The following is a 12,567-nucleotide window of genomic DNA, read 5'->3' on the forward strand; positions in this document are numbered from 1 at the left end:
AGATTTTATGTGGTCATGAAATCTTCCCAATCTATACTTCAGATTCACTTGTCTTAATTCTCTGTTTTTAATACTTACCATGGCTAAATCACGGCGTTCTTCCCAATTTAAAGTGTTCATCCTTGAACCCATCTTGACCCCCAGTAGTTTTATTGATACAGGGGTTGATGAGGTACATGATGGGGTAGATGCAGGTTTAGAAGTCTATGATTTGCCCACTGATACAGTTGAAATACTGGAGCCGGTTGAGCCTCAAGAATCTACTGAGGCTGTGGAGGTTGTGCCTGAGGAAATGACAGTTTCTGGGCTAGAGCGTGAAATTGAAATTATTGACTATATTGATCCATTATTTTTGACTGAATCCGTCGATCCCAATGTTGGGGTTTTTACGGTGGATGATTCGAGTTATGTGAGTATTGATTATTTGTTTGATGGCGGGAAGTATAGCCAAGGGGAATTGGCGATTTTTAGCCTGGAGGGGATGACGGAGGAGCCAGGAAGCCAGGCTTTTATCCAGGAGGCAGCCCGGCGGGTGTTATCCAATTCTTCTCTCGGTCATGTGGTGATTTCTGATGCGACGGATGGGGCGTTATTCTCGACAACCACTAGCGTTGATGTTAATACCGGGGAATATCAGGGTATTCAGCATTTTAAGATGAATGCGGGCGATCGCTTTGCTTTCATATTTTCCCCTAACCATTCAATCCAGCAGGTTTACGATGGCGAAGCGTGGCGGCCGCTCTTTTCCATGGCAATAGCTAATCGCGATCAAGTGTTCCAGGTTGGCGAGATTAATGATATTGCCAGCGAGGGGATGGTGTTGGCGTTTGAGGATATCAGTGTTGCCGGGGGTCGTTCGGATCGGGATTATAATGATTTGATCTTGCACGTTCGGGGGGCAACGGGTGACGGGCCGGCGGTGGAGGATGTGATTGCTGAGGGTCGGAATATTGAGCGGGGTTTGCCTTGGGCTGAAATTGTCGATTATTTGGGTGATCCCCCGGTTTTGGAGTTGCCGGTGCTGGGGGCCAATGTCATCTATAGCGATCGCTTTTTCAACCCCACGGAATCCTTTAGCTTGATCGGTATGGTGGATCGGGTGGATGCAGTAGATCGGGTTGAGGTGTGGGTGAAGGGGTTTGGTGAGAAATGGCGGCCTTTAGGGAATGTGGAGGATTTTAGTGCCGAGGGTCATTATCGGTTTGAGCATCGTGATCCCCTGGATGCAGGTCATTATGAGGTGAAGGCGATCGCCTTTTATCCAGGCGGTGAAGCAGAAGCAATAACTCCCATTACAGTATTGTCTTTAGATAAGGGGGTAGAGTTAAGTGATCAGGTGAAAGCAGCTTTATTGTCCTCTGTAGATTTAAGCAGTTATGATCCGTCTGTATTAGCACAGACAACGGATTGGGTGGTAAGCGTGCGATCGGATACAGATTTAGAAGCGTTAGCAACACAGTTAGGTATAGCAGGATTTGAACCGACAGGAATTTTAGCAAATACTTACCGAGTGGATTTTGGTTCTAATTTATCTGCAACAGAAGTCCAAGCGTTACTTCATGGAATTGATGGTATTGAGTATGGTTTGCCATTAATTGAACATCAAGTTAATTATTACTCTCCTACTAATGATCCATTAGTGAATAATCAATGGTATCTCAATCAAGGAGGTATTGCTCATACTTGGACAAACCATGGTGTTTCTGGCCAAGGAATTACAATGGGAATTGTTGATAGTGGATTTTTAACAAATCATCCTGATTTGGCGGGTAATTATCGTACTGATCTCAGTTGGAACTATGATGAAAATAACAATAATCCTTCTTCAGCTTATAAGGAAACTCTAGCAATATACAAAGATCATCCTTATATGAATTTTACAATCGTTGATTCACAGCCCCAAACCATACACGCCAATAGTGATAATTTTTATCAATTGTCCTCTGGTAAAGTATCTGGCAAGGTTCAAAATGCAGTCCTGAATTTTACTTTGCAGCACCAGGCACAGAACTCAATTGAGTTGTTCTTATATCAATACAATACAAATGGTAGCCTTTCGGAACATTATGCTACTGTTTCATTACCATCAGGTGGAAATATTAATACAGGCAGCTATAGTATTGATTTAACAGAGAAAGTCAAAGGTTGGTCAGCCGAAAAACCATGGGGCGTTTATATCAAAGACTTAAATCCTAATGATACGAAAAGTGGCATTTTGGATGACCTATCGCTTGATATTATCACGTTCAATGATCATGGTACAGCAGTTGCGGGAATTGCCACTGCTGTAGGCAATAATAGTATTGGAATTACAGGTGTAGCTCCTAATGCACAATGGGCAGGAATTCGAGTAGGTACAAATATCACAGATTTAACGCTTAAAAATGCTTTAACTCATCAATTAGATAATATTGATCTTTACAGTAGTAGCTGGGGATTAGGATTATTTACACATTCTTTTTTAGCTCTGCAAGCATTAGAACAGGCAGCACGTACCCATGGAACCCCTTACATTTTTTCCGGAGGCAATAAACGGGATCAAGGCTACAACGTTAACTATGGAGCGTTTGCCAATTCTTCCTATACGATTGCAGTAGGGGCAGTAGACCATACTGGAAAAGTAGCAGACTATAGCGCACCGGGATCATCTTTGTTCATTTCCGCTTATTCATCAGGATCTGGTAAGGGAATGACAACAACCGATGTGGATGGGACTTATCGCAACAATTTTGGAGGAACGTCAGCAGCGGCTCCAGTAGTTTCAGGGGTAGTAGCATTGTTGATGGAGGCAAATCCTGATTTAAATTGGCGAGATATTCAGCATATTTTGGCGCGATCAGCGGATCGAACGGCGATTAATGATCCCAATGCTCAATGGTCGGGTTCGGAGGGGGACGCAATCCGCCATAGTCATGATTATGGGTTTGGTTTAGTTAATCCAGTCAAAGCATTAAGCTTGGCAAAAAGTTGGGAGCCTTTACCTCCTGTAGTGACAATTAGTGGGGGGCTAGTTATTGAAAATAAAAAAATTGAGTATGATACTCTAGTTTCTTCAAAAATCATGATTGATCAACAAATAAAAGTAGAGTCTGTAGAAGTTTTACTGAATTTTGATCATGAATATTTGGGCGATTTGGAAATTGTGCTGATTTCCCCTAGTGGAGAGCGTTCTATTTTAACAGAGCAACATGGTGGAGCAGATGCAAGTAAACGTTATGCACAAGGACAAAAATATTTTTGGCCGTTTTCTTCATTCCACCATTGGGGAGAGTTATCCAAAGGAGAATGGAAGTTAGAAATTTTGGATAAGGATTATGATTCAGATGGTTTTTTGCGAACTTCAGAGATTCGCATTAAAGGTATAGAACTCACTCCGCGTACTGTTGGTGAAAATTTTCAAGTAGCTAGGCATGAAAACATCATTAATCAAAACATTACACCCTTAAGTAATGGTAATTTTCTAGTGTCTTGGCTTGGAGATTATTACGATTATGCACAAGATGATTATAAAAATGTAGTTGGTCGGCAAATTTATAACAATAAGGGTCAGCCTATTGGACAAGAACTATACACTTCGTTTTTCCCTTGGGATGAAGATCATCTCCTAGATGCTGTACCCCTTGAAGATGGTGGCTTTTTAGTTGTTAAACAAAAAGGATTGGATTTAGAATCGTCTATTTTTGTCCAAAGGTATGATCAACATGGAGAAAAAGTTGATAATGAACTCAAAATAAATTCATTGGATGGGGCATCGTATCCATCAATTGTCATATCTGATAGTGGTGAGTTTTTAATTATCTGGGATCAAAATCTCGGCAAACGTGGAAGAAAGTATGATTCTCAGGGTAATCCTATTGGTGAAGAATTGATAATTCAAGGATCTGAGCCAATTGCATTTTTAGAAAATAATAGGCTTATTTCTACTTGGGTTGAAGGTGGTGTGAATAGTGACTCAAGCAATATTTATGGTCAAATATATGATCATAACTTGAATCCCGTCAACTCAGAATTTACGATTAACACAAGCTTATTAAGTGATCGAGTTAAAAGCTCACTACTGCAATCAACAAGCTATGATTTTACAATTTCTTGGTTTTCTGAGAATCAAGATCATTTCAATCTTTATTTACAAAAATATGATTATGAAGGTAATCCTATCGGTGAAGAATTATTTGTTGATACATATATGTCTGTGAGTCAAAATGAAGAATATTATCCCCAAATCACTTCTTTAGATAATGGTGATTTTATTGTGACATCAATTTCTACACATGATAATAAATATAAGCTTTATGGACAAAGATATAGCAAGCAAGGTGAAAAGCTCGGTAAAAAATTCTTAATTAATACAAGAGAATCACAATCCGAAGTATATGATTATGGTAATTTTTCGGAAAAAAATATCAATAAATTTGTGACAGCTTCAAAAAATGGTAAAATTCTTAGTACGTGGGGAACATCAATTACGTTTACTGCCGATCCTGAATACTATGGGGTAAATCGAGACCTTGATTCCGGCGATATTAATCCCTTGGATAATCGTCTTTATGCTCAAATTTTTTCAATTCCTTAAGGTGATTTTAAGCCTGTACATTATCAAAAAAGGAGACAATAACCATCATGGTATTTTGGACGATTCAAAAACAATCTTATAAGCAAACAGAAGGACTCTTTTTGAATCCTATTAGTAGTGGATTTTTAGAGATTCCTAACTCTAATCCCTCCCAAAAAGTTTCTTACTTATGGTGGAGACATGATAAAAATAGTCCCACAATTACTGGACATTCATGGTGGGAAAATACTCCGTTGCCTGAAACCAGAACTGATGAACTTTTAGGATTAAGAGATCTAGTTTTTTTGAAATTCTTGTCTGGTGAAACTAATTACAACTACTACCTCATTTTTGCCAACACAGAACCCAATATTTTTAAATCTGAATATCAAACACCAAGTACAACGTACTCCTATCTAGAAAATGCCTATAATCCGAGCCGCCTTGAATACTTCAGAGAATTCGTCAAACCCCAATACCAAAACCTAACCCCAGAACGCACCCAAAAGTTTCGCGAAAGCCAAGAAACCCAAATCCGCGAACTCCTCTACATCACTAACTATCAATGCTGTGAATGTGAAACTCCCGCCGCCTCCTGCCCACCCAAAAAAGTCCCCGAATCTACTCCCACCGCTAGCCTCCTACTCTTGGGCATCTTCGGCATCATCATCCTGCTCAAACGCAACCTCAAACCCACCAAAACAAAACTTTCCTAACTTCACCCTCCCCCATTGCCAAGCTCAATTTGACAAACCCTTACCCAATCCCGAAACTGCTTCATCACCCGATTCCGCCCCAAAACCTTACTTTCTGCCAAATATAAAGGAATGGCAGCTTTCAACGCCAATCCTGGAAAAAGAGGACTTTTCTCGACTTCCTGATATCCATCCCCCACCAAAACATTGATCTGTAAAACTCCCCCCTCAAACCGCCATAACTCCGGCACGCCCAATGCTGCATAAAGTGCCGGAGCAGTGCGCGAAGTAATGTCAATTTCAATCACCAGATCCGGCGGCGGATCAACCGTTAAATCAAGGCGCGATTTGCCGCGAATGTCCGGCTCATGGTCAATATAAAAACATTGATCCGGCTCCACCCCTTGAGCCATCGGCTTCTTAAACGTCGTTGACCCCAAACTGCGAAACTCTAGATCAAACGCTTCCAGTAAAATCTTCACCAAATTCCCGATAATTTCCTTATTATCCTCATGTTCCGGCAACGGAGTCATAATCTCTAACTGTCCCTGATCATAGGTTAAGCGGGAACTGCGATGTTCCCCTAAATCCGCTAAAATTGCCTCAAATTCCCCCCAACTGACATCTTCTAAAATCACCCGCGCCCCCGGTGGCACCTGAATTTTACGGAGTTCGACAAACATAATTATTTTTACAATAAAACTGCTTCAATTATAGAAAGTTTGGTCGCCCTTGCCCCCATGCCCAAAATCCCCGCCCTGCTGCTCACCCTGACTGCCGCCCTCCTCCCCCTCCCCGTCGCTGCCCAAGTCATCGGAACCTTCGGCACAGTCGTCAACGGAACCTACGATATTAGCGGCGGCCAACCGGCAGGCAGTAACCTATTTCATAGCTTTTTAGACTTTTCCCCCCAAAATAATCCCGTCACCTTCCTCAATGATCCCAGTTTGACCAATATCTTTGTACGAGTTTTGGGGACAAATCCTTCCGTGATTAATGGAGCGATCGCCACCTCCAACCCCGCTAACCTCTTCCTCCTCAACCCCAACGGCATCACCTTTGGCAACAACGCCCGCCTCAACCTCAATGGCTCCTTTATCGCCAGCACCGCCCACAGCCTGATCTTCCCCGATGGCCGGGAATTTTCCACCCTCAACACCACCGCCACCGACCTACTCTCCGTTCAAGTCCCCATCGGCCTCCGCTTTGCCCAAACCGCCGCCGGAATCATGTTAACGGGCAATGGTGCAGTCATCCCCAATGGCCCCAATGAATCCCGTATCTCTCTCACGGGTTGCCATGCATTGTGCCAATCATCCCTCACCGCCGCCGCCAACCAAGCCATTACCCTCCTCGGTGGCCCCGTCACCCTTGATGGGGGCAACCTCCTCGCTCCCAATGGCCGCCTTGCCGTCGGCAGCGTTGGGGCGGGGCAAATCGTGGGATTGAACCCCGATTTCAGCCTTAATTATGGCGGCGTGACCGCGTTTCAAGATATTCGCCTCTTTAATCGCGCCTCCATTGATAGCAGTGGTGTGCGGGGGGGCGCGATCCAAGTGCAAGGGCGAAATTTGGATCTGAGTGGGGGAGGGGCGATCGCCTCCATCACCACTGGAGCCAACACCACCGGCCAAACCCTACAGATCAACGCCACCGGCACAATCCGCCTCGATAGCAGCAGCAGTCCGATTAGCCGCATTTTCACCGAAGCTAACGCCACGGGGGGCATCGGTGGCAATATCGCCATCAATACCGGCCAACTCTTGGCCACGGGCGGGGGAGAAGTGAGCGCCAGGGTGGCGAATTTGGGGGGGCGATCGGGAGATCTCACCATCACCGGCCAACAAATGACGATCCAAGGGGTCAGTCCCGGCGGAGTCCGCAGCACCGTCGCCATTGCCCATGGTGCATCGACGGGCCAAGGCGGCACAGCGACCATCAATGTGGCCAACATCAACCTGGATGATCAAGGCCAAATCCTCGCCCGCACCACCTCCAACGGCAATGCGGGCAATATCGTTATTAACAGCAACAGCCTCACCATGGCGCGGGAAAGCACGATTCGCAGCAGTGCCGAACGCTTCAGCGGCAATGGGGGCAACATCACCATCAACAGCCAAACCCTTAACCTCAACTCCGGCGCACAGATCACCACCTCCACCCTCGCCGCTGGCAATGCCGGTACATTGCGCATCAAAGCAGCGGATATTTTCCTCACAGGCGGCAGCACCAACCCCACCAGCCTCACCGCCAACGTCGCCAGCCCCACCGCCACCGGCTCCGGCGGCCGCCTCACCCTCGAAACCCAACGCCTCACCCTCAACAACGGAGCGCAAATCTCCACAGGAACCTTTGGGGTCGGGAATGGTAGTGATACGAGCATTACGGCCAGTGAATCGATCGCCATTAATGGTCTAGGCAAAAACCCAGCCGGAAAAACATTTTTCAGCGGCATTTTTACCCAAACCGATGCCACTGGCCAGGGTAATAGTGGCAATTTAAGCCTGGAAACCGGGCGATTAACGATTACCGATGGCGGCGTGATTTCCGTGGGAACCATTGGCACAGGTCAAGGCGGAAATTTAACAATCAATGCCCGTGAACAAGTCACCGTCACAGGTTTTGGTGAACAGTTGCCCAGTGGTATTTCCTCACGAACCCGGACGGGGGCGCAGGCGGGGACAGTGACAATGAATACGGATATTTTGAGGGTGAGCGATCGCGCCACTGTTACCGTTGAAAGTTTAGGCATTGCCAACGCCGGTAACTTAGATATTAATGCCCGCTTGATTCAATTAGAAAATCAAGGCACAATCACCGCCGCCACCACATCAGGACAGGGGGGAAATATTAACCTCAATGCCCTCCATATTATTCTCCTCTTTGATAGTGAAATTTCCACCACCGCCGGGACAGCCAATCAACCAGGAGATGGCGGGAATATCACCATCAATGCGGCAACGGTAACGGGGCTATTTAATAGCGATATTATCTCTAACTCATTCCGAGGTCGAGGCGGTCGCATTGTGATCACCGCTGAAGGGATTTTTGGGCTAAAGTTTCGCCTCCAACGCACCCCAGAAAACGACATTACCGCCTTTTCTTTATTCAGCCCTGAACTCAATGGTGAGGTCATCTTAAACACCCCCGGCATTGACCCCACCCAAGCCCTCATTGATGTGCCGGTGGTGGACTCTCCGGAAGTGGTGCAACAGGTTTGTGGCTTGCGGGCGGGAACAGCCGCAGATAGTGGCCTACGGTTTCAAGGGCGAGGGATTCCCCGTGAAGGGTTTGGGGGAGTTGCCGTGTTGCCGGTGGTGATGCCAGAAGGAGGCGATGCTCCGATGCTCTCCTCTTCCAACCCCATCAACCCTAACCCCCGCCCCCTCATTGCCCAAGGCTGGGGCCGCAATGCTCAGGGGCAACTTGTCCTCACCGCCCAAGCCCCCACCGCTCCGACGCTCCTCCTGAGTGCTGTGGGCTGTCCCGCTGCCTAATTTCGCCACCGCAGCAAAAATTTTTTTCGATCCGCTGCATAAAAATTCCTTCCCCTCCCTAGAAAAGATGTAGAGCCACTCAACAGGCTCCTGAACGTTCCTTTTTTATTGCACCTACCATGGCTAAACCAAAAGCGCGTCATCATGCCAAGAAAGCGTTTATCCTTGAACCGATCCTGACCCCTAGTAGTGTCGTCGATACCAGTATGGATGATGCTTCTCAAGTCTTTGACCAAGAATGGCTGGCGATGATTGATTCTAAGCTTGATCCCTTGAATCGTCATTTTGAATTTCCTGATGATCCGGAAAGTGTTAACGAAATTGTAGACTTTACAACTCAGTCCGATGCTGTTGATCCTGAAATTGCCATGGATGGGGAACTGAGTTCTGATCCGATTGAGCAGGATCGCTGGCATGAATTTGATGAATATGATTACTTTGAAGAACCAGATTTTCCGCCGCCGGATGTTCCCTTAATTCCCGAAGATATTCAGTTCACTTCTGGGGTTTTCACGGTGGGGGAATCTGGAGAGGTCGGTATTGATTACCTGTTTGATGGGGGGAAATATGACCGGGGCGAGTTAGCAATTTTCAGCCTTGAGGGCATGGAATCAGAACCCGGAACCCGCGAGTTTATTCAGGAAGCGGCGAGCCGCGCCCTCTCTAATTCGGAATGGGGCTATGTGGTGATCTCCGATGCCACCGATGCGGCTCGGTTCAGCAATACCGGCGGGGTGGATTTCAACGCTGGGGAATATCAGCAGGTGCAAACGTTTCAAATGAGGGCGGGCGATCGCTTCGGCTTCATGCTCGTCCCTAACCAATCCATTGAAGAAGCTGCCGCTGGTCGCGCCTGGGGGACAGTGTTCTCCATGGCCACCGACAACCCCGATGATTATTTCCAATTCGGGCAAATCGCTGACGTAACCGGGGATGGCAACACGTTCACGCTGGAAGACATCAGCCTCGCGGGAGGCAAATCCGACCGGGATTACAACGACATCATCTTCCAAGTCCGGGGCGCAACCGCTGACGTTCCCCTCATGGATGATGTTTTAGGTGTGGATCGAGATTGGCGCACCAGCCCCATGGGTCAAGCGTTGGTGAACTATGCCCAAGCCTATACGGAGCAGGTGGATTATTCCCCTGAGGCCTTTAATGTCGCCCGTGAGTTTCAACCTTTGGTGGGGGTGATTGACACCGGATTTGCGGCGGATAACCCCACCCTTGATAACAACACCATCATCACCGGCACCGATTTCATTGATTGGGATGATAATCCTTTCCTCACAGAAGGCGAGGGCGATCGCCACGGAACCCAGGTGGTCAATGTCATTGATGGCATGAATGATGAGGCTCCCCTGTGGTTGGGTCGTGCTGTTGGTTCTGGGCGTTGGGCGGATTCTTTGGTGGAATTTGTCGATGCGGCGGTGGAGTCGGGTCAACCCAATGCGGTGGTCAATTTGAGTTTGGATCTCACCCAAATTGATGCCGATGGCAATGTGACGACGCGCTATGAATTCACGCCGATGGAAATGGCGGCGTTGGAATATGCGCGGCAAAATAATGTTTTGGTTGCGGCGGCTTCTGGGAACCAAGCGGGGCTGATGTCGGCTTTGGGTCAAGCTTCGATGCAGTTCGACAATATTATTACCGTGGGGGCTGCGGAGCAATTTGATCCCGCTGCGTCGAATTGGCAAGGCTATGACCGTGCTGATTATTCCAGTTATGGTGCTGGTTTGGATATTGTTGCTAATGGGGGAACGCCAGAAAATCCCATTGGGGGCAGCTACGGGTCTTCGATGGCAACGGCGCAGGTAACAGGGGCAATCTCGCAAATTTGGGCAGCAAATCCGGATCTGAGTTATCAGCAGGTGATTCAAATTCTGAAGCAAACGGCAACAGATTTGGGTCAGACGGGTTTCGATTTGGCAACGGGTACAGGTTTGTTAAATGTGGCGGCGGCGGTGCATTTGGCAAAGGCAACGAAGGCGGAAGACTATGAAACAGGTCTGAAGTCTCTGCCGTTAACTTGGAGTGGCCAGGATGAGTTTACACCGCTAGAACGGGCGGCCAATCCTGACACGGGTAGTACGGGACTGTTATCAACCTTGGGAACTTCTTTAAGTGCGTTCTTGGGTGTTTTTCAGCCCATCAGTACAAGGTTTACCAATTTCTTGGCAGATGTTCATGCCCAGTACCAAGGTGATCCCAGTTCTTGGTTTTTCCAAACCCACCGAGGTATGGACAATCGGATTTACACCCGCTTTTATAATCCAGCAACCGGAAAATGGTCAAGTTGGGAAAAAGGCACTCAAAGCAATGAAGCGACGTATCATCAACCATCCGTTGCAACATTGAATGGCATTGTCTATCAAACCCATGTGGGCAAAGACAACAAGATTTACAATCGTTCTTCCACAGATGGAGTGAACTGGACAGCATGGACTCACGCTAACTTTCCTGGTGAATGGACAGATCATGCGGTTGCCATGACAACGTTTAATGGCAAGCTGTATCAAACCCATGTCGGTGGTGGTAATTTCCGAATTTACACCCGCTCATCTACGGATGGTGTGAATTGGACAGGTTGGAGTTATCCCCAAGGTGCTGCGGAAAAAACCAATCATCCTGTGGCAATGACGACTTTAAATGGGAAGCTCTATCAATCTTATGTGGGGCTTGACCAGAAAGTTTACATGCGCTCTTCTACGGATGGTTTGAACTGGACAGCATGGGAGCGTCCTAACCTTCTGAATGAAAAAGCGAACAGTGCTGTGGCAATGGTGGCGTTCAATGGTCAGTTGTATCAATCGCATATTGGTCTTGACAAGAAGGTTTATACCCGTTCATCTACGGATGGAAAAAATTGGACAACCTGGAAGCAGGAAAATGTTCGCAATGAGGCTGCTTTTAATGATCCGGTGTTGGCGGTATTTGATGGCAAGCTTTATCAATACCATGTGGGGGGTGAGCAGCGTCCATTGCCGGGTGGTGTGATGCATTCTCGGTACTTGCAGAGTGATGGTACTTGGTCAGGTTGGGAAAAAATGGACGGCGCTCGCACACCGATTAAGACAATTCAGAAACCTGTTACAGTAAGCACAAAATGGCAGAACCCACTACCGGGCTATCGGATCACGAGTGGATATGGTTTGCGACGAGATCCTTTTACAGGGGTACTAAAGTTCCATTATGGAATTGATATTGGCACATCTGGAACAAAGCCACCAGTTAAAGCTGCTCAATCAGGTAAAGTTGTTTCTGCAGGATGGAATAACTCAGGATACGGCAACTTAGTGATTATTGAACATCCTGGTGGCATTCGGACTTATTATGCTCATCTATCGAGTATAGCTGTGAAAACAGGTCAGCAAGTGACGAGTGGAGCTAAAATCGGTAATGTCGGTAGTACAGGCAATTCAACAGGAAATCACTTGCACATTGAAGTTCGTGTTAGTCCCTATCGTCATAAGACAGATAACCGTAATCCCAAGAATTATATTCCTTTCTAATGTTTAAGGTTCTGTCTATAACTCCATAAACCCCAACGCACCACCGCCCCAAATCCCGGCGGTGGTGCGTTTTTCCTTAGGTTTTGGGCGCAAGCGTTGCGCCCCTACGGCGCGAATGGGGGCGATCACGAAGGATCACCCTTCCCAACAGGGCAGCCGAGAGGATTTGCTACAATAAACCCAGAGCGATCGCCACTGAACAGTATCAATTTCACAGTATAGGCGATCTTATTATTGTGAGGCTATTGGTTGGGAAGAGGGAAATTCATCTCTAACCCGGCAAAAGCGATCGCCCCCCACATTGCCTA

The 12,567-nt window shown here is 46.9% G+C and carries 5 protein-coding genes; 4 read left to right on the forward strand and 1 reads right to left on the reverse strand.

The genetic code is table 11. The features are described 5' to 3' along the window. Nucleotides 1–79 precede the first annotated feature (79 nt). Nucleotides 80–4,573, forward strand: a complete 4,494-nt coding sequence (locus VB712_RS01245; protein ID WP_323251306.1) for a S8 family serine peptidase — start codon at nucleotides 80–82, stop codon at nucleotides 4,571–4,573. A gap of 293 nt (nucleotides 4,574–4,866) precedes the next feature. Beyond that, on the forward strand, nucleotides 4,867–5,268 hold the full coding sequence (locus tag VB712_RS01250; RefSeq protein ID WP_323251308.1) for a hypothetical protein: 402 nt from the start codon (nucleotides 4,867–4,869) through the stop codon (nucleotides 5,266–5,268). A gap of 2 nt (nucleotides 5,269–5,270) precedes the next feature. On the opposite strand, the gene VB712_RS01255 is transcribed toward VB712_RS01250, so the two are convergent. Further along, nucleotides 5,271–5,930, reverse strand: coding sequence for a Uma2 family endonuclease (locus VB712_RS01255; RefSeq protein ID WP_323251310.1), 660 nt, complete (start codon nucleotides 5,928–5,930; stop codon nucleotides 5,271–5,273). Between the two features lie 57 nt (nucleotides 5,931–5,987). Here VB712_RS01255 and VB712_RS01260 point away from each other — a divergent pair, with 57 nt between their 5' ends. Both VB712_RS01260 and VB712_RS01265 read left to right on the forward strand, forming a co-directional pair. Continuing rightward, nucleotides 5,988–8,744, forward strand: a complete 2,757-nt coding sequence (locus VB712_RS01260) for an S-layer family protein (protein WP_323251312.1) — start codon at nucleotides 5,988–5,990, stop codon at nucleotides 8,742–8,744. Nucleotides 8,745–8,863: 119 nt separating this feature from the next. Beyond that, nucleotides 8,864–12,259 (forward strand): peptidoglycan DD-metalloendopeptidase family protein, encoded by a 3,396-nt coding sequence (locus VB712_RS01265; protein WP_323251314.1) that lies wholly within the window; start codon nucleotides 8,864–8,866, stop codon nucleotides 12,257–12,259. Nucleotides 12,260–12,567 lie beyond the last annotated feature (308 nt).

Origin of the sequence: Spirulina sp. CCNP1310 (genome assembly GCF_034932185.1) — a bacterium.
GTDB lineage: Bacteria > Cyanobacteriota > Cyanobacteriia > Cyanobacteriales > Spirulinaceae > Spirulina.

Bases quoted from the DNA above. Each gene is read 5' to 3' on its own strand.
- VB712_RS01245 (WP_323251306.1), top strand. From the start codon at position 80: ATGGCTAAATCACGGCGTTCTTCCCAATTTAAAGTGTTCATCCTTGAA.
- VB712_RS01255 (WP_323251310.1), bottom strand. From the start codon at position 5,930: ATGTTTGTCGAACTCCGTAAAATTCAGGTGCCACCGGGGGCGCGGGTG.
- VB712_RS01260 (WP_323251312.1), top strand. From the start codon at position 5,988: ATGCCCAAAATCCCCGCCCTGCTGCTCACCCTGACTGCCGCCCTCCTC.
- VB712_RS01265 (WP_323251314.1), top strand. From the start codon at position 8,864: ATGGCTAAACCAAAAGCGCGTCATCATGCCAAGAAAGCGTTTATCCTT.